General features: G+C 65.4%; 28 protein-coding genes. 6 read left to right on the top strand and 22 right to left on the bottom strand.

What is annotated here, in order from left to right; translation table 11 throughout:
- Positions 1–14: 14 nt before the first annotated feature.
- From ACT53T_RS17230 to ACT53T_RS17220, 3 genes are all read right to left on the bottom strand, one after another.
- Positions 15–1505: an O-antigen ligase family protein gene (locus ACT53T_RS17230; protein WP_476162159.1), complete on the bottom strand. Its 1491-nt coding sequence runs from the start codon at positions 1503–1505 to the stop codon at positions 15–17.
- A 128-nt stretch (positions 1506–1633) separates the two neighbouring features.
- Entirely contained in the window at positions 1634–2992 is a 1359-nt protein-coding gene (locus ACT53T_RS17225; RefSeq protein WP_476162158.1) for an outer membrane beta-barrel protein, read from the bottom strand.
- Positions 2993–3088: 96 nt separating this feature from the next.
- On the bottom strand, positions 3089–3676 hold the full coding sequence (locus tag ACT53T_RS17220) for a polysaccharide biosynthesis/export family protein (RefSeq protein WP_476162157.1): 588 nt from the start codon (positions 3674–3676) through the stop codon (positions 3089–3091).
- 207 nt (positions 3677–3883) lie between these two features.
- Here ACT53T_RS17220 and ACT53T_RS17215 point away from each other — a divergent pair, with 207 nt between their 5' ends.
- The 4 genes from ACT53T_RS17215 to ACT53T_RS17200 all read left to right on the top strand — a co-directional run bounded on the left by ACT53T_RS17215 (position 3884) and on the right by ACT53T_RS17200 (position 7949).
- Positions 3884–4444 carry a TadE/TadG family type IV pilus assembly protein gene (locus tag ACT53T_RS17215; RefSeq protein ID WP_476162156.1) on the top strand — a complete coding sequence of 187 codons (561 nt, stop codon included), beginning with the start codon at positions 3884–3886 and terminating at the stop codon, positions 4442–4444.
- 95 nt (positions 4445–4539) lie between these two features.
- Positions 4540–5028, top strand: coding sequence for a pilus assembly protein (locus ACT53T_RS17210; protein WP_476162155.1), 489 nt, complete (start codon positions 4540–4542; stop codon positions 5026–5028).
- Between the two features lie 20 nt (positions 5029–5048).
- A complete protein-coding gene (locus ACT53T_RS17205; RefSeq protein WP_476162154.1) occupies positions 5049–6485 on the top strand; it encodes a TadE/TadG family type IV pilus assembly protein in 1437 nt (478 codons plus the stop codon).
- Between the two features lie 72 nt (positions 6486–6557).
- Positions 6558–7949: a carbohydrate porin gene (locus ACT53T_RS17200; protein WP_476162153.1), complete on the top strand. Its 1392-nt coding sequence runs from the start codon at positions 6558–6560 to the stop codon at positions 7947–7949.
- A 4-nt stretch (positions 7950–7953) separates the two neighbouring features.
- Here the strand turns inward: ACT53T_RS17200 and ACT53T_RS17195 are convergent, their stop codons facing one another.
- A complete protein-coding gene (locus ACT53T_RS17195; protein ID WP_476162152.1) occupies positions 7954–8400 on the bottom strand; it encodes a four-helix bundle copper-binding protein in 447 nt (148 codons plus the stop codon).
- A 178-nt stretch (positions 8401–8578) separates the two neighbouring features.
- Here ACT53T_RS17195 and ACT53T_RS17190 point away from each other — a divergent pair, with 178 nt between their 5' ends.
- Positions 8579–8809 (top strand): hypothetical protein, encoded by a 231-nt coding sequence (locus ACT53T_RS17190; protein WP_018265260.1) that lies wholly within the window; start codon positions 8579–8581, stop codon positions 8807–8809.
- Between the two features lie 15 nt (positions 8810–8824).
- Here ACT53T_RS17190 and ACT53T_RS17185 read toward each other — a convergent pair whose 3' ends face one another.
- The 6 genes from ACT53T_RS17185 to tpiA all read right to left on the bottom strand — a co-directional run bounded on the left by ACT53T_RS17185 (position 8825) and on the right by tpiA (position 12350).
- Positions 8825–9133, bottom strand: a complete 309-nt coding sequence (locus ACT53T_RS17185; RefSeq protein WP_476162151.1) for a hypothetical protein — start codon at positions 9131–9133, stop codon at positions 8825–8827.
- 81 nt (positions 9134–9214) lie between these two features.
- Positions 9215–9427 carry a hypothetical protein gene (locus ACT53T_RS17180; RefSeq protein ID WP_476162150.1) on the bottom strand — a complete coding sequence of 71 codons (213 nt, stop codon included), beginning with the start codon at positions 9425–9427 and terminating at the stop codon, positions 9215–9217.
- A gap of 106 nt (positions 9428–9533) precedes the next feature.
- Positions 9534–10622 carry a 3-deoxy-7-phosphoheptulonate synthase gene (locus ACT53T_RS17175; RefSeq protein WP_476162149.1) on the bottom strand — a complete coding sequence of 363 codons (1089 nt, stop codon included), beginning with the start codon at positions 10620–10622 and terminating at the stop codon, positions 9534–9536.
- A gap of 233 nt (positions 10623–10855) precedes the next feature.
- Positions 10856–11206, bottom strand: a complete 351-nt coding sequence (locus ACT53T_RS17170) for an HIT family protein (RefSeq protein WP_476162148.1) — start codon at positions 11204–11206, stop codon at positions 10856–10858.
- 54 nt (positions 11207–11260) lie between these two features.
- On the bottom strand, positions 11261–11491 hold the full coding sequence (locus tag ACT53T_RS17165; protein WP_400767659.1) for a hypothetical protein: 231 nt from the start codon (positions 11489–11491) through the stop codon (positions 11261–11263).
- A gap of 100 nt (positions 11492–11591) precedes the next feature.
- Positions 11592–12350, bottom strand: a complete 759-nt coding sequence (tpiA, locus tag ACT53T_RS17160; protein ID WP_476162147.1) for a triose-phosphate isomerase — start codon at positions 12348–12350, stop codon at positions 11592–11594.
- 209 nt (positions 12351–12559) lie between these two features.
- Between tpiA and ndk the strand changes: the two genes are divergently transcribed.
- The gene (ndk, locus tag ACT53T_RS17155) at positions 12560–12982 is read left to right on the top strand and encodes a nucleoside-diphosphate kinase (protein WP_018265267.1); all 423 of its coding nucleotides are present in this window, start codon (positions 12560–12562) and stop codon (positions 12980–12982) included.
- 1 nt (position 12983) lies between these two features.
- On the opposite strand, the gene ACT53T_RS17150 is transcribed toward ndk, so the two are convergent.
- From ACT53T_RS17150 to ACT53T_RS17095, 12 genes are all read right to left on the bottom strand, one after another.
- On the bottom strand, positions 12984–13694 hold the full coding sequence (locus tag ACT53T_RS17150; protein WP_476162146.1) for a glutathione S-transferase family protein: 711 nt from the start codon (positions 13692–13694) through the stop codon (positions 12984–12986).
- Positions 13695–14060: 366 nt separating this feature from the next.
- The gene (gene purN / locus ACT53T_RS17145) at positions 14061–14714 is read right to left on the bottom strand and encodes a phosphoribosylglycinamide formyltransferase (RefSeq protein ID WP_476162145.1); all 654 of its coding nucleotides are present in this window, start codon (positions 14712–14714) and stop codon (positions 14061–14063) included.
- Entirely contained in the window at positions 14711–15778 is a 1068-nt protein-coding gene (gene purM / locus ACT53T_RS17140) for a phosphoribosylformylglycinamidine cyclo-ligase (protein ID WP_476162144.1), read from the bottom strand. Before purM ends, purN begins: the two co-directional genes overlap by 4 nt.
- Before the next feature lie 162 nt (positions 15779–15940).
- Positions 15941–16309, bottom strand: coding sequence for a HesB/IscA family protein (locus ACT53T_RS17135; RefSeq protein WP_018265271.1), 369 nt, complete (start codon positions 16307–16309; stop codon positions 15941–15943).
- A gap of 57 nt (positions 16310–16366) precedes the next feature.
- The gene (locus ACT53T_RS17130) at positions 16367–16792 is read right to left on the bottom strand and encodes a VOC family protein (protein WP_400767671.1); all 426 of its coding nucleotides are present in this window, start codon (positions 16790–16792) and stop codon (positions 16367–16369) included.
- Between the two features lie 15 nt (positions 16793–16807).
- Positions 16808–17218: an iron-sulfur cluster assembly protein gene (locus ACT53T_RS17125; protein WP_174242402.1), complete on the bottom strand. Its 411-nt coding sequence runs from the start codon at positions 17216–17218 to the stop codon at positions 16808–16810.
- A 15-nt stretch (positions 17219–17233) separates the two neighbouring features.
- Complete coding sequence (locus tag ACT53T_RS17120) at positions 17234–18484, bottom strand: cysteine desulfurase (RefSeq protein ID WP_476162143.1); 1251 nt, start codon at positions 18482–18484, stop codon at positions 17234–17236.
- Positions 18481–19815, bottom strand: coding sequence for a Fe-S cluster assembly protein SufD (gene sufD / locus ACT53T_RS17115; RefSeq protein ID WP_476162142.1), 1335 nt, complete (start codon positions 19813–19815; stop codon positions 18481–18483). The genes ACT53T_RS17120 and sufD overlap by 4 nt, the downstream gene beginning before the upstream one ends.
- Positions 19796–20545, bottom strand: a complete 750-nt coding sequence (gene sufC / locus ACT53T_RS17110; RefSeq protein WP_476162141.1) for a Fe-S cluster assembly ATPase SufC — start codon at positions 20543–20545, stop codon at positions 19796–19798. Before sufC ends, sufD begins: the two co-directional genes overlap by 20 nt.
- Positions 20546–20685: 140 nt before the next feature.
- Positions 20686–22155, bottom strand: a complete 1470-nt coding sequence (gene sufB / locus ACT53T_RS17105; RefSeq protein ID WP_018265277.1) for a Fe-S cluster assembly protein SufB — start codon at positions 22153–22155, stop codon at positions 20686–20688.
- A 67-nt stretch (positions 22156–22222) separates the two neighbouring features.
- Positions 22223–23383, bottom strand: coding sequence for a cysteine desulfurase family protein (locus tag ACT53T_RS17100; RefSeq protein WP_476162140.1), 1161 nt, complete (start codon positions 23381–23383; stop codon positions 22223–22225).
- Positions 23384–23392: 9 nt separating this feature from the next.
- Complete coding sequence (locus ACT53T_RS17095; protein WP_476162139.1) at positions 23393–24478, bottom strand: acyltransferase family protein; 1086 nt, start codon at positions 24476–24478, stop codon at positions 23393–23395.
- Between the last annotated feature and the right edge of the window lie 65 nt (positions 24479–24543).

Below are 24543 nucleotides of genomic sequence, written 5' to 3'. Positions count from 1 at the left end.
CGTGTTCCAGCGGGCTAGTCGGAGAGGGAGATGCGCGAGCTCTCGGCCTGCGCGACGCCGGCGCCGAGAATGGCCATGTAGGTGAGCGCCACGGCCTCTATCTGAACGCCGAAATCGACGAGAGAATGGACGCCGACGAGCAGCGAGCAGGCGGCGGCGGCCGCCGCCGGAGCCGAGGCCCGTCGCCGCGTCGCCGCGCCGATGACGCATTTCGCCGCGAGCCAGAAAAGCGCGCCGACGAGCGCCGCGCCGAAGACGAGACCGAGCCCCAAGAATGCCTCCAAATAGGCGTTATGCGCCTTGTCCCATATATCGGCGGTCGGAATCGAGCGGTCGCGATAGAGCGGAAACAGCGTGGCGAAGGCGCCGTATCCATAGCCCAGCAGCGGCGTGTCGAGAATGGCGCGAAGCGTGATGGAGAAGACGGCCAGGCGCCCACCATCGTCGAGACCGGCGTCGAGCGCGCGGCGGATGATGAGATCGCCGGAATAGAAAATCGTCGCGGCCAGCCCTGCGGCGACGAGGGCGACGGCTCCGGCGCTTTCTCCGCCGCGCCGGCCGCGCGAATAGGCGAGGGCGAGCAGGGCGCCGGCGGCGAGCATCGTCGCCAGAATGCCGCCGCGCGACACTGTGCCGAGCAGAGCGACGAAGATCACGAAAGCCGCCGCCAGCAGGAGCCAGCCGGCGAGGCCCGCCGCTTGCAGGCGCCGCGCCAGCCGAGCGGCGAGCGCGCCCGTTTCGCGTGGGGCGTCGCGATCGGCGAGCGGAATGAGGAGCGCGAGCGTCGTCGCCAGCCCTATGCCCGCATAGGTAGCGAAGTTGTTGCGGTTGACGAAGGTGGAGCGCACGAAAAGGCCTTGCGCAGGCGCGTCGAAGAAAGGAATGGCGGCCGAGAAGAAGGCCGACAGAAAGAGCCCATAGGCGGAATAGGCCGCCACGATGACGGTGATCGCCTGCAGCAGAAAATGCGCGCGATGCGAGCGGCGCGACAATTGGAGCGCCAGCCAGAAGACGCTGGCCGCCGTCACGAGGCGGAGCAGAAAGACGAGCGTCTGGCCGCGATCGACCGAGATCGCGCCGTCGATCGGACGCTCCAGCGCTTCGCTCGCCACGGCCCAGATCGGATGCGCGAGCGCTCCCGCGGCGAGCGGGAGGGCCTGAATGCAAATCCACAGCAGCGCCGCGCCAAAGAGCGCCGCCGGACCGGCGATGGCTGTAATCGATACGGCATGGCGGCGGCCGGCGAGGAGGACGCCGAGCTCGGAGAGAATGGCCAGCGCCGGAAAATACAGCCCGTTCACGCCCCAGGCCGGCAGGCGATTGCCGCCGAGCCAAAAGGGCGCGAAGGCCAATCCGAGCACGAGGCCGAGGAGAAGAAGCGCCTCGAAGCCGCCCTCCGCCCTGAGAGCGGCGAAAGCTCCGCGCCCCGGCTCATGGGCGTTTTCGGTCGGGAGCGAGGACTCCCGCGAAAAGGGCGCGTGCTTTTGCAAAAGGCGCTTGTCCATGCTGCCGCCGAGGGGTGAATGCGGCGTTTTCACCCCAAAGGCGCGGTTGCGGAGGGGAGATCATATCGCCACGAATGAGGGCGGGTCGAGGGCGGCGCATGCGCGGCCGGCTGCCGGGCGCGGCGCGCTCAATAGCGATAGGTCACGCCGGCCGACACGACATTCTGCGCAAATCCCCAGCTCGCCGTGGAATAGCCGATGGCGCCGAAGACGCCGCTGACGTTGGAGCTGGTCTTCTGGAGCTGATAGTCCAGCGAGATCGCGATATTGCGCCAGAATGTGTAGCTGACCCCGACGCCCGCCGCCCAGATCGTGTCGGCGCGCGGCGAGTTGGTCCAGCGCGTCTCGCCATAGCCGCCGCGCGCATAGGCGGTCCAGAAGGGGGAGATGGCGTAGTCGATCTGCAGCTTGGATTGCGTGTTGAGCGTCGCCGGCGACCATTGGCCGAGACGGCCCGCGAGCGCAGTCGGCGCGGCGGCGGCGGCGAGCATCTGGTCGACCGTCGCGGTCAATGTCAGATAGGGCGTCGGATAATAATGCAGCCTTGCGCCGAAGGCGGGCTTGGCGACCTCGCCGCCGGGAAAATTCTGCACGCTGGACTGGCTCTGATAGCCGCCATAGACCTCGCCGCGGAACAGGCTGATGAGTTCCGAGCCGAAACCGCCGACGATGCGATAGCCATTGGTGTCGGAGATCGAGCTCTCATAGCGGCGCAGATCGAGCGTCGGCTCGACGAAGCCGTAGAACATCGGCGAGAGCCACAGGCCGCCGCGCAGCGAGGCTCGATAGCTCAATCCGTTCTGCGCATCGCCGCTCGCGGCGAGCGAGGCGATGGGACGGCTGTCGTAGGACACATATTGCACGCCGGTCGTCGCGCGCACGAACCAATCGGCAATCTTCTTCTCGACGGCGATGGAGCCGGTGATCTGATTGGAGAATTGCTGCGAGGCCGACACTGTATAGCCGGTCGGAACAGTGACATTGGGCGCCGTGGCTCCGAAATTGGAGCCGAAGAGACCGCTCTGCCGCGTGTAATCGGCGGAAAGATACACGTTGAGGTCGCTGAAAGGCGACCAAATGTGATTGATCCCGGCGCGGCCGGCCACATTGGTGGGGTCGACATCGGTCGTCGGCGTCGGCGACAGCCGAAATTGTGAGCCGAGCCCCGGATAGAATTGCGCATCGGCGCTCACATAGGCGGTGGTCTTGTGCAGGCCATTGTCGAGGCCCGCCTGGACCGACGGCCGCACGCGCACGCCGACGGCCGAGCGCCGATCCGTGGCGGTGGAGTAGATATTGTCGTTGAAGACGGAGCCGATGAAGAGGGACGGATAGACGATCCAGCCGTCGATCGCGAGGCCTTCCTCGGGACTTGGACCCATGGCGGTGACGCCGGCCGGAATTTCCTCGCCGCGGGCGACGGAACCGCCGGAAATTATGAGCGCGATCCCCGCCGCGACGCCATTCGGCAGCAAATTGCTCTTCATAACGCCCTCTCGAAGGCGTTCAGCTTGTAAGTGAAACGCGCCCGCAGTCAAGCCTGCGCCCCTTAGTCTCTTGGGGCGCGGCGCGGGGCGGCGCCGTCAAAAATAGCGCTCCGGCACGCGCACGAGATCGCCCGGCAGCACGGGAATTGTGGGCGCCAGCGGATATTCCTTGAACCCCTGCTCGCCCACATGCTGGATGAGAATGGTCGATCGGCTGGCCCGATAGGTCGAGCCGCCGGCGAGCGCGATCGCGCTCATCACATTGAGTCCGCTCTTGAATGAATATTCGCCGGGCTTGCCGACCTCGCCCATGATGTAGAAGGGGCGAAAGCTCGCGACATCGACTGTCACCTTGGGATTGCGCAGATATTCGCCACGGAATTTTTTGGCCAATTCCTGCTCGAGCTGCGGCTTGCTGAAGCCGGCCGCCTTCACCGTGCCGGCCAGAGGCAGCGAAATAAAGCCTGCGGGGTCGATCTCATATTCGCCGGAGAGGCGGTCCTCGCCGAAGACGGTGACGCGGATTTTCTCGCCGGGCTGCAGATTCGGCGCAGTGGTCGCCGCATTGCGAATCAGCGCCTCGCGCTCCTCCGCCGAGACAGGACCGAGGTTGGAGCCGCCGTCGCACCCCATGAGCAGGAGAGAGAGCGAGAGGCAGAGGCCGGCGGAACGGAAAAACGACATCGATCTCGAATGTCCTCGTCCTGAGAGGGCGCGAAGCCGCAGTAGATAAGTGCCCCGTGCGCGGCGCGTCAATACGAAGGCTCATGGCGCTCGCTCTTCGGGTGCGAGCGCCGAGCGCGCGCCCGCCGCAGGCGCCGTAATAGCCGAGCTCTGGTAACTCTTTGTTTGTCGGCTCCGGTCATGCTGCGGCAGGGAGCGAGAATCGGCATGCGCAGCGAGGACATAGACGAAGGAGCGGCGAAGCCGCGCGCCCGTGGCGCGGGGCTGCTCGCCTGTCGTCGCGGCGCCGCGATCGTCGAATTCGCCTTCATCGCGGCTCCGCTGTTTGCGATTCTGATCGCGATCTGCCAGGTCGGCGTGGTGTTTCTCGCGCAGCAGGAACTCGAATCCGCCGTCGAGACATCGGCGCGCACGCTGCTCACGGGCGCGGTGCAGAAGGGCAAGCTCGACCAGACGCAATTCAAGAACACGGTCTGCGGCGGCCTCACCGCGCTCTTCACCTGCACACAGGTGATGGTCGATCTTCAATCCGCCGGCGCCTTCTCCTCCGTCGACACATCGGCGCCGACGCTCACTTACGATTCCAGCGGCAATGTCACCAATAGCTGGAAATTCCAGACCGGCGGCGTCGGCAGCATTCTCGTGCTGCGCGTCATCTATCAGTTCCCCGTCGTCGGCGGGCCGCTCGGATTCAATCTCGCCAATCTGCCCAATGGCAAGCGCTTGCTGATGGCGACAGCCGTCTTCCAGGTGGAGCCCTACTCGTAAGCATCGGAGTCGGCTTCTTGAGCATGCGTCGCCTTTGTCGCCCCCTCTCGATCTTCTTTCGTCCGGCGCGCGCGCTTCGGCGCGATGAGCGCGGCATGATCGCGGTCGAATTCGCATTGATGATTCCGATCGCCGTGCTGATCCTCGTCAGCGAGTTCACCCTCGGCGAGGCGATCACCATCAGCCGCAAGGTGGCGATCACCGGCCGCACGCTGACCGATCTCGTCGCGCGGCGCGCGAGCGTGTCCACGGCCGATCTCACGACGATCTTGAACGCGTCGACGCAGGTCATCGCGCCTTTTTCGACCGCCAATCTGACGATCATCCTCGCCGAGCTCACGACCGATGGAGATAGCAATACGACTGTCACGTGGAGCGAGCCCCTCAACACGACAGGTCTCGTCAAGGGCTCGACCTTCGTGCTTCCGACCGGCATGACGCAGGCGAACACGTCGCTGATCTACGCCTATGTGCGCTATGATTACACGCCGCCCTTCGGCGCCAAAATGATCCCGGTGGTGCCGATCCGCTACACATTCTACATCAACCCCCGCATCACCTCATCCGTGCCACGGGTGAATTGAACCAAAAGGCCGCGCGACGCATGACGATCTTTCGGGCCCTCGGCAGATTTTTCGCTCATCGCCGAGGCAATGTCGCGATCATATTCGCGCTGACGGCGATCCCGCTGATGATCGCCGCCGGCGGCGCGATCGATTATGCGACCGCCGGGCGCATCAAGACGCAGCTCTACGCCGCCGCCGACGCCGCCGCGCTCGCCGCGACGACGCCGCCGATGATGCTGAAGTCTTGGACCGTCGCCCAGGCGGCGGCGAGGACGATGTTCGCCGCTCAGATGACGCAGATCACGCGAGTGACCTATGACGCCGCTAGCCTCGAGGTCAACGGCGGCGACGATCCTGCGCCCGGCTCCATGACGCGCAGCGTGTCGGTCACCTATACGACGAAGGTGCAGAATTCCTTCGGCGCCTTCTACGGCTTGCGGACATCGAACATAACAGTGACCGCCTCGGCGAGCGCGACGACGGCGCGCAATATCGACTTCTATCTGCTGCTCGACAATTCGCCGTCTATGGAGCTGCCCGCCACGCTGGCGGGCGTGACGGCGATGAACGCCTTCGGATGCGCCTTCGCCTGCCATGAGAAGAATGTCAGCGACAATGAATATTCGACGCATTATCCCGGCTGGGGAACGGTCGACAGCTATTCCTACGCCGAGAACAACGGAATAAAGCTGCGCATCGACAATGTTCGGGACGCGGCGAAGAGCCTCGCCACGACCGCGCAATCGACGATGGCCTCCAATGGCGCGACCTATCGCTTGGCGGCCTATAGCTTCAATTACGGCGTGACGATGATGCAGAATCTCGTCCCGACGACGAGCGGCAATGTGAGCCTCATCCAGTCCAATATCGGAACGATGACGCCGCCGCTGATGGATTCGAACAATGTGCTCGCGGCCAATATGCCCTACACCTATCCGACCAGCGACTCGACATACGACACGGTCACGACGGGCGGCGCGTTGAACACCAATGATGCGATGACCGATCTCAATCAGGCGCTCACCAGATTGAACGCGATCATGCCTGCGCCCGGCAATGGCGCCCGCGTCGCCGGCGACAAGCCGCAGGAAGTGCTGATGCTGGTGACGGACGGCGTCATCGATGCGAGCTATTATTCCAGCGGAACCTGCACGACTTCGCTGAATTGGAATTATTCGAACGCCTATGGCTCGTTTTATCGTTGCTTGCAGCCGGTGGACACATCCTTCTGCACGACGATCAAGAACCGCGGAATTCGGATCGCGGTTCTCTATACGACCTATTATCCCGTGCCGAGCAATGGCTTCTATCAGGGAACCGTCGCCACCTTCGCCTCGCAGATCGCCGACAATATGAAGAGCTGCGCCTCTTCCCCCGATCTCTTCTTCGAGGTCAACACGGGCGGCGACATCAGCTCGGCGCTCTCGACCCTTTTCATGAACGCCGTTTCCTCCGCTTCTCATCTTACTAAGTAACGGCCGCGCTCGCGTTGATTTCCCGCGTCGCGGCCTTTACGTTGCGGCGCGGGGAATAGGCGAAGGACGAGAATGCGGGCGCTTCGGATCATCATCGGCCTCGGCGCGACATGCGCGGCGCTGGTCTTCGCGGAGGCCGCTGCGGCGCGCGGCGGCGATCATCATGATCCGACGCCGCAGAGCGACAATCCGCCGACCGTCGCGACGAGCCTTCCCGACACTCTGGCGCAGCCCGCGGCGGCGCGCGACGCGCTCGCGGCGCGCGGCTTCGAGTTCGGCCTCAAATATATCGGCGAGACTTTCTCGGACGTCTCCGGCGGCTTGCGGCGCGGAACGATCTATGACGGCAAGCTGCGCATCGCCTTGGACGCCGATCTCGACAAGGCTTTCGGCTTCACGGGCCTCGTCTTCCACGCCAACGCCTCGCAGCTGCATGGGCGCGGCATAGATCAGTTCTACACGGGCGCGCTGATGCCGGTCAGCAACATAGAGGCGACGCCGACGACCCGTCTCTTCGAGGCCTGGCTCGAGCAGAGCGTCGCCGAGGGCGGCTCCATTCGCCTCGGCCAGATGGGCGCGGATCAGGAATTCATGACGCGCGCATCGGCGAAGATTTTCGTCAACAACAGCTTCGGCTGGCCGGCGCTCGCGATCGCCGATCTGCCGGCCGGCGGCGCCGCTTTTCCGCTGTCCAATCTCGGCGCGCGCGCGAAATGGGAGACGGAGCGTTTCGCTCTTCTCGCCGCGGTCTTCGATGGCGATCCCGCCGGGCCGCAAGGGGCTTTCGAGTCTCCCGATCCGCAGCGACGCAATCCCGACGGCTTGCGCTTTCGTCTGAAGGACGCGCCGTTCGTCATCGGCGAGGGGCAGTGGAAATATGCGGTGGACGATCTGCCGGGCGTCGCCAAGATCGGCGGCTGGCGGCATTTCGGCGTCTTCGCCGATGAGCGTTTCGACGCCGACGGACTTTCGCTCGCCGATCCCGCGAGCGTCGGCGTTCCATTGCGCCGTCGCGGCAATTTCGGCCTCTATGCGCTGGTCGATCAGCAGATCTTCAAATCGGAGGCGGGCGGCGCCGGCGCTTTCGCGCGCGCCGAGGTCGCGCCCAATGATCGCAATCTGGTGAATTTCTACGCCGACGCCGGCGTCTCTTTCCGCGGCGCGCCGGCGCGGCCGGACGATCTCTTCGGCGTCGCCGTCGGCTATGCGCGCGTTTCCAATGGCGCGCGTGGGCTCGATCGCGATACGGCGGCTTTCGGCAATCAATTCGCGCCCATTCGCTCCGGCGAGGCGCTGGTCGAGGCGACCTATATCGCGAGCCTCGTTCCCGGCTGGACGCTGCAGCCGGATCTGCAATATATCCGCCGCCCCGGCGGCAATATCGCAGATCCGCGCGATCCGAATGGCGTCAGGAGCCTGCGCAACGCTCTGGTCGTCGGCCTGCGCACGCTCATTCGCTACTGAGACTTCAGACGGAGACCTTGCGGCATTCGTCCGCGCAGGCCTTGCAGGAGTCGCCGCAGGCCTTGCATTCCGAATATTGCGGGAAGCGATCGCATTCCTTCTTGCAGGCCATGCAAATATCGCCCACCGCCTTCGCCAGAGTCGGCGTGAAGGTCGAGTTCACCGCCGCCAGCGATTCGAGCGCGGCGCAGGCGGAGACGAGATCATAGGCGGCCTTGGTGCAGCCGGCCATGCTGGCGTCGTTCATCGACAACATGCCGAAGCAATGGCGCAGGCATTCATTGCCGGTGGAGACGCATTCGGCGCTGGTCTTCATCAGCGCCAGAAATTTCGGCCCGTGCATCATGTGCCCGGCATGCGGATCGGCGGCGCGATCCTCGGCGACCGCGTGCGTGGCGGAAAGGGCGGCGGCCGCGCCGACGGCGGCGGCGACGAATTCGCGACGTTCCATGGGAGCTTCCTTTCGCTTCGGCCCGAGTCCGGCGGGCGAGAAAAGTTTTGCTCTAACTGGCGTGGACCGCAGAAGCTTCAATCCTTTTCCCGCAGGCGGGCGCGACGTTTCATTGCGCGCCCGCGCGTCGCACGCCATTTCTGGCGAGAGGGCGGGAGCGACGAAAGGGGAGGAGGAGATGGAGCGGGATATCATGCTCACCCTGGCGCGCAGCGACGCCGAGGCGCTGGTCGGCAGCCTGCGCCGACGCTTCGAGCGGCTCTGCGACATTCGCAAGGAGATTTGCGAGCCCGACGAGTTCGATGAGCTGGAGCGCGAGGAGCGCGCCTATTTCGACGCGGAGAATGCGCTGGTCGAGCGCATCATCGGCGAGCTGACGCGCGCGCTCGAAGCGGAGCCGCGCGCCTGAATCGCCAGCTCGGGCTCAGGCGTTGTGGGGCGAAGGCGCCGTCGCGTCCCAGGCCAGCGGACGCGGCGCGCGCCGGCGTGTCTCCGGCCAGCGCGCCAGCAGCATGCTCAGCACGACCAGGAGATCGGCGGCCGCGCGCGATTGGCCGAGATCGACGAAGCCGCGAATATCCGCGATGAGAATATCGCGCACGGCGGCGGCTCCGCGATGGCTGTTGAGGAGATAGCTGGCCAGCGTCCGCTCATGCGCCTTCGAAGGCGCGACTCGGGCGAGCGGCAATGGATCGAGGCCGCTCGGCGCCAGCATTTCGGCGATCTGCATCATCGGTCGGCTCCACGACTCGTTTCTGCCGCAGAGCGCTAAACCGACGACGATGACCTTTTGTGACAGTTCCTATCGTGGAATCTACCTATTCGGCGCAGCCTCGGCGCGGTCCTTTTCGCTCAGCAGACGCTCGGCCGTCTCGGCGACGCGCAGCCAAACGCCATGGCCGTCGCTGTCGCCTGCCGTTTGCAGATCGGCGGCGCGCTCGCGTGCATTGGTGGGCGCGTCCCGCCGCAGCCGGCGGGTGAGCGCGCGCGCATGTATCTCGACGGCCTGTTCCAGAGAAATTTCCATGACGTCAACTCCTCTCGCAGGCGGGCCGAGCCCCGCTCCCGCCGTCGCGCCCTAATTGTGTCGCATATGGGGCGGTCCCAGGGCGCTGCGGCGGATCGTCGCGGGGTCAGGCGCTCGCGGCCAGACCCGCAGACGCTCCGCCCGCGGCGCGCCGCTGCTCCACTGCGGCGGCGAGCCGGCGCAGCGCGGCGAGCGAGGTCGCCCAGTCGATGCAGCCGTCGGTGACGCTCTGGCCATAGACCAGCGGCTTGCCGGCGACGATATCCTGCCGTCCAGCGACGAGATGGCTCTCGATCATCAGGCCGATGATGCGCTGCTCGCCGGCCTCGATCTGCCGCGCCACATCCTCGACGACGGCGGGCTGATTCTCGGGCTTCTTGCTGCTGTTGGCGTGCGAGGCGTCGATCATCAGATAGGGAGAGACGCGCGATTTCTCCGCCTCCTTGGCGGCGGCGTCGACGCTGGCGGCGTCGTAATTGGGCGTCTTTCCGCCGCGCAGAATAATGTGGCAGTCCTCATTGCCGCTGGTGGAGGCGATGGCGGAGCGGCCGTCCTTGGTGACGGCGAGGAAATGATGCGGCTGCGAGGCGGAGAGCACGGCGTCGAGCGCGATGCGCACATTGCCGTCGGTGCCGTTCTTGAAGCCGACCGGGCAGGAGAGGCCGGAGGCGAGCTCGCGATGCACCTGGCTCTCCGTGGTGCGCGCGCCGATCGCGCCCCAGCCGACGAGATCGGCGATATATTGCGGCGTCGTCATATCGAGGAACTCGCAGCCCGCCGGCAGGCCGAGCTCATTGACCTCGAGCAGCAGCCGCCGCGCGAGGCGCAGGCCGGCCTCTATGTCGAAGCTGCCGTCGAGACGCGGGTCGTTGATGAGGCCCTTCCAGCCCACCGTGGTGCGCGGCTTCTCGAAATAGACGCGCATGATGATCTCGAGCCGGTCGCCGAGCTCGCGCTCGGCCTCGGCGAGCAGGCGCGCGTATTCCAGCGCGGCGTCGGGGTCATGGACCGAGCAGGGGCCGATGACGACGGCGAGGCGATCGTCGCGCCCTCGCAAAATCTCGCGCAGGGCGGCGCGCGCGCCGAGCACGACGGCGCTAGCCTTCTCGCTGCGCGGAAGCTCGCGCATGATCTCGGCGGGCGGGCTCAATTCGGTGATCTTGACGATGCGAAGGTCGTCGGTCTCTGTCGGCACGGCGGGTTCCTTTTTTTATTTTGCGTCACGCCGGCGGAACAAAAAAGCCGCCAGCGGGACTGGCGGCTCTCGGGGTTTTCAGGCTTCGCGTCTTTTGCTCACACGCGCTCGCCTCCCGTCGCCGCCGGCGCAGGATAGCTAAAATACCAGTAGTAGCGCGCAGAGCGGACGAGGGTCATGGCGGCAGAGTTAAGCGGAGCGGGGCAGGGTGTCAACCGCGATGCGCCGGCGTTCTATTGGTCCGGTCGCGCCGCAGGCGGCGGCGTATCCCCCGAGCGTCGAGGAATCAAATGGATGTGCGCATGAAAGATTTTCTGCCCCGCGGCGATCCCGATATTCGAGCCGAAATTGAATCCGTCGACTTTTGGATCTTCGAGGCGGATCACTGCGCGGATTTCGGCGGCGAGCCGATGCAACGCTTCACGTTCGTCGGGCGTCGCTTCGAAAATATCGGAGACATGCCGCTTCGTGACGATCAGCGAATGGAGAGGGCGCACCGGGAACTTGTCGCGAATCGCAAAAGCGAGCCCATTCTCGCCGAGGAGCTCGAGCGAATGCCTCGAGCAGAAGGGACAGGAGACCATTGCTTTCTCTCACTCCTCGCGTCGCCGCGGTTCGCGGCGCGCCCTCTGACGGCCTCACGGCGCCGGCACGCAAAGTCCCGAATATCCGGTCATGCGCGTGTTCAGCGGCGTGCCGTTCTCCCTGCCTTCCGCGGCTATGCCGAGAGAAGCGCGCGGCTGCAGCTTGCGCGCGGCCTCGACGCATTTCTCCTCCGTGGCGTAGCCGGGAATGGCGTTGGTCGCCACTGCGCCGGCGGCCTGCGATGTGGTGACGACGAAGGTCGCGACGATGAGCGTGTAGGACATTGAAAATCTCCTCGCGAGCAATGAAAGCGAATGAAAAAGTGACGAAGACGCTCTTACGCGCCGAGACTCTATCGCGAAACGATTGCGAGACTATCGCCGGTCAGCGATAGATTTCGGCGATTTCCAGAAACTCCTTCGCAGTCAAAGAGGCGCCGCCGACGAGCGCGCCATCGACATTTTTCACGCGTAGCAGCTCGGCGGCGTTGGCGGGCTTCACCGAGCCGCCATAGAGAATGCGCGTCGCCTCTGCGCCGGCGCCGAAGAGGGCGGTGAGCCGGGCGCGGATGGCGGCGTGCATTTGCGCGACGTCGACAGGCGTCGGCGTGAGGCCGGTGCCGATCGCCCATACGGGCTCATAGGCGACGACGATATGATCCGGCGCGACGCTTTGCGGCAGCGAGCCGTCCAGCTGCGCTTCGACGATCGCCGATGCGCGGCCGGCGTCGCGCTCGGCGCGCGTCTCGCCGACGCAGACGATGGGCGTGAGCCCGGCGCGCAGAGCGGCCTGCGCCTTGGCGCGGATCAGCGCGTCGCCCTCGCCATGATCGGCGCGCCGCTCGCTATGGCCGACGATCACGTAAGACGCGCCGGCGTCGGCCAGCATTTCGGCGGAAATATCGCCCGTATGCGCGCCGCTCGGCTTTTCGTGGCAGTCCTGTCCGCCGAGCGCGATTGTCGCGCCGGCGAGAATGCGCGCCGCGCGCTCCAGCAGAGTGACGGGCGGGCAGATCGCCAGCTCGACCTTCTCGTGCAAAGCGGCGTCATAGCGCGCGGCGATGGTCTCGATCTCGCCGAGCGACGCCGAAAGCCCGTTCATTTTCCAATTACCGGCGACGAGCGGGCGCGGCGTGAAAGGCATGTCCGGGCGTTCCTCTCAAATAGAGCGATGAAGCGAGCAATTCTGGCCATATCAGCGCTCGCCGCCATGGGCAATTCGCCGCGGGGCCGCGCGGTTGCGGCCGAATGGAAAATTGTCGCCGTTCGCGCCGGGTTGCCGGGCGCCCGGCCGACGGCTATAAGCGCCGCGATCTTAAATCCCATCCTCGAACTCGACGAGACGACGCGCCCATGGCGATCGAACGCACATTCTCCATCATTAAGCCGGACGCCACCAAGCGTAATCTTACCGGCAAGATCAACGCCCTCATCGAGGACGCTGGGCTCCGCATCGTGGCGCAGAAGCGCATCCAGCTGACGCGCGCGCAGGCCGAGACCTTCTATGGCGTCCATAAGGAGCGCCCCTTCTTCGGCGAGCTGATCGAATCGATCACCTCCGGCCCGGTCGTCGTCCAGGTTCTGGAAGGCGAGGGCGCCATCGCCAAATATCGTGCCGTCATGGGCGCGACCAATCCGGCGAGCGCCGATCCGGGCACGATCCGCAAGGAATTCGCCGTCTCCATCGGCGAGAATTCCGTGCATGGCTCCGACGCGCCGGAGACGGCGGCGATCGAGATCCCGCAGTTCTTCTCCGGCAATGAGATCGTCGGCTGAGTCAGCCGGCGGCATAGCTCGGAAAATAGGCGGCGAGCAGCCGGTCGCGATAAGCGACGAGATTTGGCTTGCTCGCCACCGCATCGCGGAGCGGCGACACGAGCTCGGAAACCAGCGTCTGCGCCACCATGGCGAAAGCGGCGGCGTCCACCGCGCTCGGCGCCGAGCCGAAGAGATAGGGCTTGTCGCCGAGCAGGGTGGAGAGCGCGTCCATGTCGCGCCGCCCGAGCTCGGCGAGCTGCTCATTCGTATGACGGCCGAGGCCCTGCGCCGTGAGCGTGCGGGCGATCTTCTTGCGGATCAGCGCTTTGGCCAGCGGTCGCAAGATCGCCGGCGCGCGCGAGAAGAATTGCGCCGGCCCGCGCGCGAAATTGCCGTCGTCGATCCAGCGCGCCTGCGCCAGCAGCCAGTAATAGTGCTCCTCCAGCATTTTCTCGATCGCCCAGCCGGCGGCGCGCTGCTCGGGCGTGAGGCCGGCGTCGAAATCTATGCCATAGGTTTTTTCGAGATAGAGGCGGATGAAGGTGGAATCGGCGACGATCGTCCCCTCGTCGTCGATGAAGGGCAGCTTGCCCTTGGGCGCGCGGCCGAAGCCCGAATGATCCTCGACATAGCGAAGTCCGGCGAATTTCAGCAGCGCCATGGTCTTGAGCACAAAGGGGCTTGCATCCGGGAGGCCGAAATAAGGGCCGAACGAGTATAATTTTATCATTGTCGAAACCTCTCTGCGGAAGCCGCTTCGAGAATATGATCGAGAAACTTCAAAGATCATATTCGTAACCGACAAAGATTAGTAAGTCTCGTATCTTTGCGTTAACATTGGGGCTGATCCGCATGACGGCGGCAAGGGCGATCTGATGGCGAAACGCTGGGTCTATTGGGGGGCGAGGGCGGCAGGCCTGCTGGCGCTCACGATTCTGCTCGTAGCGACGCCCTTCGACGGCGCGCTCGGCCTCGCAAAGCTTTTGGCTATCGGCGTCTATCTCTGCTGGTTCGCGCTGCCGAGCCCCTGCAAGGGCGGCGCGGCCTATCCCTTCGGCCATGGCTTTCGCCCGGGCGCCGGATGTTCGCGGCAGGATCAGCCGGAGGAGGGGACGGCGAGCGCCGGCGCTGGCGACGCGCTCGCGCCGACGACGCGATTGCCCTCCACCCTGACGGCGCCAGAGGCGACGAGCCGCAAGGCGCGCGGATAGAGCAGATGCTCCTGCTCGAGCACGCGCGCCGCGAGACTGTCGGGCGTGTCGGAATCGAGCACGGCGACGGCGGATTGGGCGACGATCGGCCCTTCGTCCATTTCTGGAACCACGAAATGCACGGTGCAGCCATGGATTTTCACGCCATCGGCGAGCGCCCGCTCATGCGTGTGCAGGCCGCGAAATGACGGCAGCAGCGCTGGATGAATATTGAGCATTTGCCCACGCCATTGGCCGATGAACCAGGGCGTCAGCAGCCGCATGAAGCCGGCGAGGCAGAGAAATTCGATTCTGTGCGTCTCCAGCACGATCTGCAGCGAGCGCTCGAACTCCTCGCGGCCGGCGTAGATTTTGTGATCGACCGCGGCGACGGCGATTCCCGCCGCCTTGGCCTTGGCGAGGCCGGCGGCCTCCGGGCGATTGGAGACGACCAGCGCGATCTCGGCCGGAAAATCCGGCGCGCGGGCCGCCTCGATCAGCGCGTCCATATTGGAGCCGCGCCCGGAAATGAGGATCGCCGTGCGCAGCCGCCGGCTCATAGCGGCAGCGTCCCGCGCGTGACGACGCGCGGCCCGTCGCCCGCCGATGTGATTTCGCCGATGGCGATCGGCGTCTCGCCGGCCTCGCGCAGCGCCGCCACGGCCTCCTCCGCGCCGTCCTCGGCCACGACCACGACCATGCCGATTCCGCAGTTGAAGGTGCGCAGCATTTCGGCTTCCGCGACGCCGCCCGTCAGCGCGAGCCAGGAGAAGACCGGCGGCGGTCGAAATGCGCCGAGATCGAGCGCGGCTCCAAGGCCCTTGGGCAGCACGCGTGGCAGATTGTCGGGAAAGCCGCCGCCGGTAATATGGGCGAGGGCGAGGATTTTCTCGCTGCGCTTCAGCGCCGCCAGCAGCGGCCTCACATAGATGCGCGTCGGCGTGAGCAGCGCCTCGGCCAGCGTCCGCCCGGCGGCGAAGGGCGCGGGGGCGTCCCAGGTGAGGCCCGACTCGGCGACGATGCGGCGAATGAGCGAAAAGCCGTTGGAATGGGCGCCGGAGGAGGGCAGGCCGAACAAGAGATCGCCTTCCCTCACCTCCGCGCGCGGCAGCAGGCGGGAGCGCTCGGCGGCGCCGACGGCGAAGCCGGCGAGATCATAGTCGCCCTTGGAGTAAAGACCCGGCATTTCCGCCGTCTCGCCGCCGAGCAGCGCGCAGCCGGCCTCGACGCAGCCGGCGGCGATCCCCGAGACGACGGAGGCCGCCGCATCCGGCTCGAGCTTGCCGCTCGCATAATAGTCGAGGAAGAACAGAGGCTCGGCGCCCTGCACGACGAGATCATTGACGCACATTGCGACGAGATCGACGCCGATCGTGCCATGGAGGCCGGATTCGATCGCGATCTTGATCTTGGTGCCGACGCCGTCATTGGCGGCGACCAGCACTGGATCGGAAAAGCCAGCCGCCTTGAGGTCGAAGAGGCCGCCGAAGCCGCCGATCTCGCCGTCCGCTCCCGGCCGGCGCGTGGAGCGCACGGCGGGACGGATGAGGTCCACCAGCCGATTTCCGGCGTCTATGTCGACGCCGGCCTGGGCGTAAGTGAGACCTTTTTGTCCTGCCGCCATTGCGATATCCCGCGCTCGATTTCGAGCCTGCGGCCTAGCGCCTTACGCGGCCCGGCGCAATCCGTTTTGCGGACCGACCGGCCGATAGAGCGAGCCTGAAGGCTCACGGTCCAGGGCGCACATTGGACCGCGAGCCTTCAGGCTCGCATCTTATTCCCGGGCTCAGCCGGCCACATGCTTCTCCGCGACGCTCGGATCGACCGGGTTGAGCTCCACGCTCTCGCCGCAGCCGCAGGCCGAGGTCTGGTTCGGGTTCTGGAACACGAAGCTCGACGAGAACTGCTGCACGTCGAGATCCATGCGCGTGCCGAGCAGATAGATGACCGCCTGGCCGGCGACGATGACGCGCGCGCCTTTTTCCTCGATCACCTCGTCGCCGGGCGCGGGCTCGGCCAGCTCCATCTTATAGGCCATGCCGGCGCAGCCGCTCTTCTCCACCCAGATGCGCAGGCCGATATTGGGGTTCTCGGCGCCGGCGAGCAGGCCGCGCACGCGCTCCGCCGCGGAGTCGCTGAGGCTCATGACGTTCATCTGTTCGCTCCCTACATCCCTTCGTCCGCCGCGTGGATGCGCGGCTCGACGTCGCGATCAATAATTCTTCCATATGCCCGGCGTCGCCAGCTCGACGAGATTGTCGTCTGGATCGCGGAAATAGAGGCTCCGCCCGCCGCGCGGCCACTGCATCCGCGCCTCGATCGGCACATTCTTTTCTGCGAGCCGCCGCTCCCACAGGCCGAGATCCTGGGGCCGGATCGCGAGCGCGAAATGCAAGCGCCCGCGGCCTTCATGCGGCGGTATCTCGCCCCCCGGCAGAACCACCGCCTCGCCCATCGCTTCCCGCGCGAACAGTAGAAGCACGCTGCGCGGTCCGCAATCATAGGCGATCAGCCGCGGATCGGAGAACATGGGCTCGAGGCCGAGCGCATCCTCATAGAAACGCGAGGCGCGCGCCAAATCCTCGACATAGAGAGCCGTCTCGAGACACCCGTCGATTTTCGGCGCGGGCGCTTCCATCGGCTCTCCTCATTCTCACCACATGTCGAGCGTCATGCGGGCTTCGTCCGACATGCGGCTCTGATCCCATGGCGGCTCGAAGACGAGCTTGACGATCACAGCCATCACGCCCGGCACCAGGCTCACCGAGCTCTGCACCTGCTCGACGATCGTGCCGGCGACGGGGCAGCCCGGCGCGGTCAAGGTCATGTCGATATAGACGACGTCCTCGGGCGTGATGTCGATATTGTAGATGAGGCCGAGCTCGAAAATATCGGCAGGAATCTCGGGGTCCTGCACGGTCTTCAGCGCGGCGATGATGCCTTGCGTCAGCCGCTCGACATCTTCCTTGGACCGGCCCGCGGGCAGGGGCTGCTGCTCCTCCCGCGTCAGCTCCCGACCGGTCACGACTTCCTGCGGCTCCACCGCGTCATCGGTCTTGGTCACGATTCTGTCTCCTTATCAAGAAAACAGCGCCTTCGCTTTCAGCAGCGCTTCCGCCAGGCGATCGACCTCGTCGCGCGTATTATACATTGCGAAAGAGGCGCGGCAGGTGGAGGTGACGTTGAAGCGCTGCAACAGCGGCATGGCGCAATGGGTTCCGGCGCGCACAGCGACGCCCGAGCGGTCGATAACGGTCGCTATGTCGTGGGCATGGGCCTCCGGCATGTCGAAAGCGACGATCGGTCCCTTGTCCTTGGCGTGACCGAAGATTCGAAGCCCCGGTATAACCGAGAGGCGCTCATGCGCATAGGCGGTGAGATCGGCCTCATGGGCGCGGATCGCCGGGCGGCCGATCTTCTGCATATATTCGAGCGCCGCGCCGAGCCCCGCCGCTTGCACGATCGGCGGCGTGCCGGCCTCGAAGCGATGCGGCGGCGTGTTGTAGGTCACATAGTCGCGCGTGACCGTCTCGATCATCTCGCCGCCGCCGGCGAAGGGCGGCAGCTTCTCCAGCCACTCGCGCTTGCCATAGAGCGCGCCGATGCCGGTCGGCCCATAGAGCTTATGGCCGGTGATGATGTAGAAATCGACGTCCAGCGCGCGTACGTCGACATCGAGATGCACCGCGCCTTGCGAGCCGTCGACGAGCACCGGCACGCCATGAGAATGGGCGATGCGCACGATATCGGCGATCGGCGTCGGCGCCGCCAGCACATTGGACATATGCGTCAGCGCGACGATCTTCGTCCGCGGCGTGATGAGCTTCTCGAAATCCTCGAGCGAGAAGACGCCGTCATCGTCGGTCTCGATCCATTTCAGCACCGCGCCCTTGCGCTCGCGCAGGAAATGCCAGGGCACGATGTTGGAGTGATGCTCCATGATCGAGAGGATGATCTCGTCGCCCTCGCCGATATTGGCGAGGCCGAAAGAGGAGGCGACGAGATTGATCGCCTCCGTCGCGCCGCGCGTGAAGATGATCTCCTCGCGATCGCCGGCGTTGAGGAAGCGGCGCAAGGTCTCGCGCGCGCCCTCATAGGCGTCGGTCGCCGCATTGGCGAGATAATGCAGGCCGCGATGCACATTGGCGTATTCGTGCTCGTAGACCTGGGAGATGCGCTCGATCACCTGCCGCGGCTTCTGCGCCGAGGCGGCGTTGTCGAGATAGACGAGATCCTTGCCATAGGGCTTTTCGGCCAGGATCGGAAAGTCGCGGCGGATCGCCTCGACGTCATAGGCGGGCGTGGCCTCGGCCAAGAGCGGCTGGTTCACTTCGCTCCCCCTCGCTTGCCGAGCCAGCTGCGGATGCGCTCGAAATAGACGTCGCGCACCGCTTCCTCGCCGAGCGCCTCGACGATCTCGCCGGCGAAGCCTTCGATCAGCAGCGCCTCGGCCTCATGCTTGGGCAGGCCGCGCGCCACCAGATAGAAGAGCTGGTCGGCGTCGAGACGTCCGCAAGTGGCGCCATGGCCGCAAACGACGTCGTCGGCGAAAATCTCCAGCTCCGGCTTATTGTTCATCGTGGCGTTCTCGCTGAGCAGCAGAGCCCGCGACTGCATGGAGCCGTCGGTCTTCTGCGCGCCCGGGCGCACCACCACCTTGCCTTGAAACACGCCGGTCGACTGGCCGTCGAGCACGCTGCGGAAACGCTCACGGCTCTGACAATGGGCCGCGGCGTGCTCGACGACGAGCGTCGTATCCGCATGGTCCTTGCCGCCGAGCAGGGAAATTCCGTCGAGCGCGACGCTCGCCTCCTCGCCGGCGAGCCGCGCGAAGATTTGCCGGCGCACGAGACCGCCGCCTTCGACGAAGCCGAGCGATTTGAACGACGCCTTCGCTTGCGCGGTGACGAGCAGGCTGAACAGCCGTATCGCCGCTTCCGACTGCGGGCCGATGTCGGCGATATGCTCGACCTCGGCGCCGGCGCCGATCGCGAAAGCGAGAACGTGATTCTCCTGCGCGCCGGAGGGCGCGAGGGCGAGCGACGTCTCGACGATCTTCGCCTTGGCGCCGTCGCCGACGACGACCAGCGAACGCGTGAAGGAGGAGCGCGCCTCGTCGCCGGTGGAGACCAGCAATATTTCGATCGTCTTGGCCACTTCCGTCGCCGGAGCGACGCGCAGAACCACGCCGTCCTGCATCAGCGCCGCATTGAGCGCGACCACCGCGTCGGCGCCGGCGTTCTCCGGCAGGCCCAGCGCCGTGAGGACGGATGCGTCCTCCTTGGCGAGGACGTCGGCGAGCGAGGCGAGCTCGACGCCGGCCGGCAGAGACGCGACATCGGACAGATCGGGACGGAAGGCGCCGTCGGCGACGACGAGACGCACGCGGTCGAGGCTCGCCGGCGGCAGAGTGACGGCGCCGGGCGCGCCGAGCGGCGCGACTATGCGCAGCGAGGCGCGCAGATCGGTATAGTGCCACGCCTCGACGCGACGCGTCGGCAACCCTTTGCGCGTGAAGAACTCCCAGGAGGCCTGGCGCAACGCGGGCGCGCCCTTGCCCTTCATCGCCTCGAAGGCGCCGGCGAAGGCCGTCTCGGCCTCGCTCTTCTTGTCGATCGCCTGCACGGTCATGATCTCACCCTCACGCCGCTTCGCCGACATAATCGCGATAGCCGCTCTTCTCGAGCTCGAGCGCGAGCTCCGGCCCGCCGGTTTTCTGAATCTTGCCCTTGGCCATCACATGCACAGTGTCCGGCTTGATGTAGTCGAGCAGGCGCTGATAATGGGTGATCACGAGGAAGCCGCGGTTCGGCGAGCGTAGCGCGTTCACGCCCTCGGAGACGATGCGCAGAGCGTCGATGTCGAGGCCGGAGTCGGTCTCGTCGAGAATGCCGAACTTGGGCTGCAGCAGGCTCATCTGCAGAATGTCCATGCGCTTCTTCTCGCCGCCGGAAAAGCCGACGTTCAGCGCGCGCTTCAGCATGTCCATGTTGATGCCGAGCTTGGCGGACGCCTCGCGGATCAGCTTCATGAAGTCCGGCGTCTGCAGCTCTTCCTCGCCGCGCGAGCGGCGCTGCGCGTTCACGGCGGCCTTGAGGAAGGTCATCGTCGCGACGCCCGGAATCTCGACCGGATATTGGAAGGCGAGGAACACGCCCTTGGCGGCGCGCTCATGCGGCTCGAGGCCCAGAATATTCTCGCCGTCGAGCAGCACCTCGCCCTCGGTGACGTCATAGCCCTCGCGGCCGGAGATGACATAGGAGAGCGTGGATTTGCCGGTGCCGTTCGGCCCCATGATGGCCGCCACCTCGCCGTCCTTCACCGTGAGGTTCAGCCCGTCGAGAATTTTGCGCTCGCCGATGGAGACGTGGAGATTCTTGATTTCGATCATGGTCTCGTCCTGTTGGCTGTTCGCTGTCTTGCGAGGGACGTTGCAATTCGGGGGCCGCTCTTTGTGGGCCGTTTCGTCGCTCGCCTGCCTCGTAAAGAGGCGCTCAAAAAACGCAGAGCGCCTCTTTGCTCATCGATACGTCAACCGACGCTGCCTTCGAGGCTAACTGCGATCAGTTTCTGCGCTTCCACTGCGAATTCCATGGGCAGCTTCTGCAGAACGTCGCGCACGAAACCATTGACGATGAGCGCCGTCGCCTCTTCTTCGGAAAGGCCGCGCTGCATGCAGTAGAACAGCTGATCATCGGAGATCTTCGACGTCGTCGCCTCATGCTCGAACACGGCGGAAGCGTTCTTCGACTCGAGATAGGGCACCGTATGCGCGCCGCATTTGTCGCCGATGAGCAGGCTGTCGCAATTTGTGAAATTGCGCGCGCCTTCCGCCTTGCGATGCGCCGACACCTGACCACGATAGGTGTTCTGCGAATTGCCGGCGGAGATGCCCTTGGAGATGATGCGGCTCTTGGTGTTCTTGCCGAGGTGGATCATCTTCGTGCCGCTGTCGACCTGCTGATAGCCGTTCGACACTGCGATCGAATAGAACTCGCCTTGCGAATTGTCGCCGCGCAGAATGCAGGACGGATATTTCCACGTCACCGCGGAGCCCGTCTCCACCTGCGTCCAGGAGATATGCGAGTTCTTGCCACGGCAATCGCCACGCTTGGTGACGAAGTTGTAGATGCCGCCCTTGCCCTCGCTGTCGCCCGGATACCAGTTCTGCACCGTCGAATATTTGATCTCGGCGTCGTCGAGAGCGACGAGCTCGACCACGGCGGCGTGCAGCTGGTTCTCGTCGCGCTTGGGCGCCGTGCAGCCTTCGAGATAGCTGACATAGGAGCCGGCGTCGGCGATGATGAGCGTGCGCTCGAACTGTCCCGTGTTCTTCTCATTGATGCGGAAATAGGTCGACAGCTCCATCGGGCAGCGCACGCCCGGCGGGATGTAGACGAAGGACCCGTCCGAGAAGACGGCGGAGTTCAGCGTGGCGTAGAAATTATCCGTCACCGGCACGACCGAGCCGAGATATTTGCGCACCAGCTCGGGATGCTCGCGCACCGCTTCCGAGATCGGGCAGAAGATCACGCCGGCCTTGGACAGCTCCTCGCGGAAGGTCGTCGCCACCGAGACCGAGTCGAACACCGCGTCCACGGCGACCTTGCGCTGCTCGACGCCGGCGAGCGCCTCTTGCTCGCGCAGCGGAATGCCGAGCTTCTCATAGGTGCGCAGCAGCTCGGGATCGACCTCGTCCAGCGACTTCGGCCCGGGCGTCGATTTCGGCGCCGAATAGTAATAGAGATCCTGATAGTCGATCGCGGGATAGTCGACGCGAGCCCATTTGGGCTCCTCCATCGTCAGCCAGCGCCGATAGGCCTCGAGCCGCCACTCGGTCAGCCATTCGGGCTCGTTCTTCTTCGCCGAAATGAAGCGGACGATATCCTCGCTGAGGCCCTTCGGGGCCTTTTCGGATTCGATATCGGTGGTGAAGCCGTATTTATATGCGTCGACGTCGATTTCTTCGACGCGCGCCACCGTCTCCTGGCGAGCCGCCATGTGTCCTCTCCTCGTCTCGACGGGTTCAAGGCCCGCCGGCCGAAATTAGAGCCGCCGAAGCCGCCCTTCAGGCGGCCGTCCGCCGCGCCCTGATCCTCTTCGCGACCCCTGCAAAAGCGATACCAAACAAATCTACATGCTCCTCGGTCGAACTCCAACCCAAGCTCGCCCTGAGCGCGGCTTTGTCCTCGAGCCCCATGGCGGCGAGCACATGGGAGGCTTTCACCTTGCCCGAGGAGCAGGCCGAGCCGGAGGAGAGGGCGACCCCTTCGACGTCCAGCGCGATCAGCAAGGTCTGCGCCTTCTGCCCTGGGGTCAGAAAGGCCGAGGTATTGGCGAGCCTCGGGCCTTTTGCGCCGAGAAACAGGGCTTCTGGCCAGATTTCCGCGACTTTCGCCTCCAGCCGGTCGCGCAGCGCGCCGAGCCTTTCGGCCTCCTCCGCCCTGCTGTCTTTCGCGACTGCGAAAGCCGCGGCGAAGCCGGCGATAGCGGCCACATTCTCGGTGCCGGCGCGGCGTCCGCCCTCCTGGCCGCCGCCGCGCAGCAGCGCCTCTCTGATATGGAGGCGGTCCTCCGCGAGCGCCAGAGCGCCGGCGCCCATGGGGCCCCCGATCTTATGTGAGGAAAAGAACAATGCATCGGCCCGCAGGGCCGCGAATGTGGTCTCCAGCCGCCCGACCGCCTGTGTGGCGTCGCAGACGAGAAGCCCGCCGGCCGCATGGACGAGATCGGCCGCGGCGGCGACCGGCTGAATGGCCCCGGTCTCATTGTTGGCGGCCTGCAGGGCGAGCAGAATTCGCCTGCCTTTGTTGCGCTGCAGCGTATCGGCCAGCGCGTCGAGCGACAGCGCGCCATCCGGGTCGAACCCTATGGTCTCGGCGCGCGCGGCGGGGAAGCGATGGCCGGCCAGAACGGCCGGATGCTCGCCGGCGCCGAGGAGCAGCAGATCGATCTCCGCCGTAGTTTGGTCTCGTTGTAAGAAAGGCGTCAAAATCAGATTGGCGGCCTCGGTCGAGCCGGACGTGAAGACGACATTGCGCGATTTCGTCCCAAGTCCCGCGGCGATTTGCCCGCGCGCGGCCTCGATCAGCGCCCGTGCGGCACGGCCTTCGGCATGGATGGAGGAGGGATTGCCGAGCGTCTCCAGCGCCGCGAGCATGGCGTCGCGCGCCTGCGGTCGCAGCGGCGTGGTGGCGTTATGGTCGAGATAGGCGCGCGGGGCGGACATGATGTGAAGCTAATCGTTCCGCGCGCGGAATGGGAGAGCCGGCAGGCGTCCCCATAGCAGCTCGCCGCCCGGAAGGCGGCGGGAGAGGGCGACGAGCGCCGCCGTCCCGGCCACAGTGATCGCGGTCGCCGCCGCCGCGTCGAGATAGCCGGCGGCGAATTCCGGCGGCAGCGAGGTCGCGCGAAACGCCACTGTCTGCGCCAGATAGATTTCCAGCGTCATTCCGCCGATGGCGATCACGATCCGCGCCGCCGCCGATGGCGCGATCCTGTCGTGCAGGGCGACCGCCCCGCGCAGAAAGGCCAGCGTCGCTGCGACTGAGACCGGCAGCATCAGGGCCAATTGGCCGGCGACGCCCGGCCGCCAATAGGCGAAGCCATTGTTGTAGATGTAAGTGTCCGGCGTCCAGAACAGCCATCCGACCGTGGCCGCCGCCCCGGCCGCTACGGCGAAGTGGGGCGGGATGCCGCGGATCGTCACGCCGGCGCGCCCGGCGAGAAAGGCGATGAGATAGAAGGCGGCCGTGTAGCGAATGACCGAGCGTGGAAAATCAGGCAGCGGCGCCAGCAGCAGCGCGGCCGTGATCAGCAGCAGCGCCGCTCGCTCATAGGCGCCGAAGCGCGTCGCGGCGAAGGCTCCGGCGGAGCCGACGACGACAGCCCATAAGAACCAAAAGGAGTCGCGAAAATCCCTCCACACATCCGAACGGAAATGGGTCTCGAGGCCGAGGAATGCGCGCTCGAGGTTCGGCCAGGCCAAAATTCCCGCCCAGACCGCCATTGCGAGGAGCAGAGGCAGCGTGCGGCGAAAGAGGAATTGCTCGAGGCGCGTCGCGGCGTCGATCCGGCGCGCGGCGAGATAGCCGGAGACGGCGATGAAGGCCGGCATATGAAAGAGATAGATGGCCCGAAACAGCCCGTCGTCCCAATAGTCTTCCGTTCCCGCATGGACGATCCATTGGATCGAATGGCCGAAGACGACGAGGAGGATCAAAATCCCTTTGATGAAGTCGAGGCCCGGATCGCGGCTTTTGGCCGTCCTCGCCAGCGAAGCCTCGATCTCGAGCGGAGCGGGACAAGGAACGATATCGACCAAGAATTCTCGACCCTTCGCGAAACGCCGCATGCAGCCGAGCTATGGATCGGTGGGGCGAGAATGCG

The sequence above is a fragment of the Methylosinus sp. DMC45 genome, assembly GCF_056313885.1.
The sequence above is the reverse complement of the archived record's forward strand: the minus strand, read 5'-3'. Positions and strand labels throughout refer to the sequence as shown.

Excerpts from the sequence above, each read along its gene's own strand:
- sufC (WP_476162141.1), bottom strand. The coding sequence starts at position 20,545 with ATGATCGAAATCAAGAATCTCCACGTCTCCATCGGCGAGCGCAAAATT.
- purN (WP_476162145.1), bottom strand. The coding sequence starts at position 14,714 with ATGAGCCGGCGGCTGCGCACGGCGATCCTCATTTCCGGGCGCGGCTCC.
- ACT53T_RS17165 (WP_400767659.1), bottom strand. The coding sequence starts at position 11,491 with ATGTCCTACACGCTCATCGTCGCGACCTTCGTCGTCACCACATCGCAG.
- ACT53T_RS17200 (WP_476162153.1), top strand. The coding sequence starts at position 6,558 with ATGCGGGCGCTTCGGATCATCATCGGCCTCGGCGCGACATGCGCGGCG.
- ACT53T_RS17180 (WP_476162150.1), bottom strand. The coding sequence starts at position 9,427 with ATGGAAATTTCTCTGGAACAGGCCGTCGAGATACATGCGCGCGCGCTC.
- purM (WP_476162144.1), bottom strand. The coding sequence starts at position 15,778 with ATGGCGGCAGGACAAAAAGGTCTCACTTACGCCCAGGCCGGCGTCGAC.
- ACT53T_RS17195 (WP_476162152.1), bottom strand. The coding sequence starts at position 8,400 with ATGGAACGTCGCGAATTCGTCGCCGCCGCCGTCGGCGCGGCCGCCGCC.
- sufB (WP_018265277.1), bottom strand. The coding sequence starts at position 22,155 with ATGGCGGCTCGCCAGGAGACGGTGGCGCGCGTCGAAGAAATCGACGTC.
- ACT53T_RS17205 (WP_476162154.1), top strand. The coding sequence starts at position 5,049 with ATGACGATCTTTCGGGCCCTCGGCAGATTTTTCGCTCATCGCCGAGGC.
- ACT53T_RS17100 (WP_476162140.1), bottom strand. The coding sequence starts at position 23,383 with ATGTCCGCCCCGCGCGCCTATCTCGACCATAACGCCACCACGCCGCTG.
- ACT53T_RS17210 (WP_476162155.1), top strand. The coding sequence starts at position 4,540 with ATGATCGCGGTCGAATTCGCATTGATGATTCCGATCGCCGTGCTGATC.
- ACT53T_RS17220 (WP_476162157.1), bottom strand. The coding sequence starts at position 3,676 with ATGTCGTTTTTCCGTTCCGCCGGCCTCTGCCTCTCGCTCTCTCTCCTG.
- ACT53T_RS17225 (WP_476162158.1), bottom strand. The coding sequence starts at position 2,992 with ATGAAGAGCAATTTGCTGCCGAATGGCGTCGCGGCGGGGATCGCGCTC.
- ACT53T_RS17230 (WP_476162159.1), bottom strand. The coding sequence starts at position 1,505 with ATGGACAAGCGCCTTTTGCAAAAGCACGCGCCCTTTTCGCGGGAGTCC.
- ACT53T_RS17170 (WP_476162148.1), bottom strand. The coding sequence starts at position 11,206 with ATGGTCTCCTGTCCCTTCTGCTCGAGGCATTCGCTCGAGCTCCTCGGC.
- ACT53T_RS17215 (WP_476162156.1), top strand. The coding sequence starts at position 3,884 with ATGCGCAGCGAGGACATAGACGAAGGAGCGGCGAAGCCGCGCGCCCGT.
- ndk (WP_018265267.1), top strand. The coding sequence starts at position 12,560 with ATGGCGATCGAACGCACATTCTCCATCATTAAGCCGGACGCCACCAAG.
- ACT53T_RS17150 (WP_476162146.1), bottom strand. The coding sequence starts at position 13,694 with ATGATAAAATTATACTCGTTCGGCCCTTATTTCGGCCTCCCGGATGCA.
- ACT53T_RS17135 (WP_018265271.1), bottom strand. The coding sequence starts at position 16,309 with ATGAACGTCATGAGCCTCAGCGACTCCGCGGCGGAGCGCGTGCGCGGC.
- ACT53T_RS17130 (WP_400767671.1), bottom strand. The coding sequence starts at position 16,792 with ATGGAAGCGCCCGCGCCGAAAATCGACGGGTGTCTCGAGACGGCTCTC.
- sufD (WP_476162142.1), bottom strand. The coding sequence starts at position 19,815 with ATGTCGGCGAAGCGGCGTGAGGGTGAGATCATGACCGTGCAGGCGATC.
- ACT53T_RS17190 (WP_018265260.1), top strand. The coding sequence starts at position 8,579 with ATGGAGCGGGATATCATGCTCACCCTGGCGCGCAGCGACGCCGAGGCG.
- tpiA (WP_476162147.1), bottom strand. The coding sequence starts at position 12,350 with ATGCCTTTCACGCCGCGCCCGCTCGTCGCCGGTAATTGGAAAATGAAC.
- ACT53T_RS17185 (WP_476162151.1), bottom strand. The coding sequence starts at position 9,133 with ATGATGCAGATCGCCGAAATGCTGGCGCCGAGCGGCCTCGATCCATTG.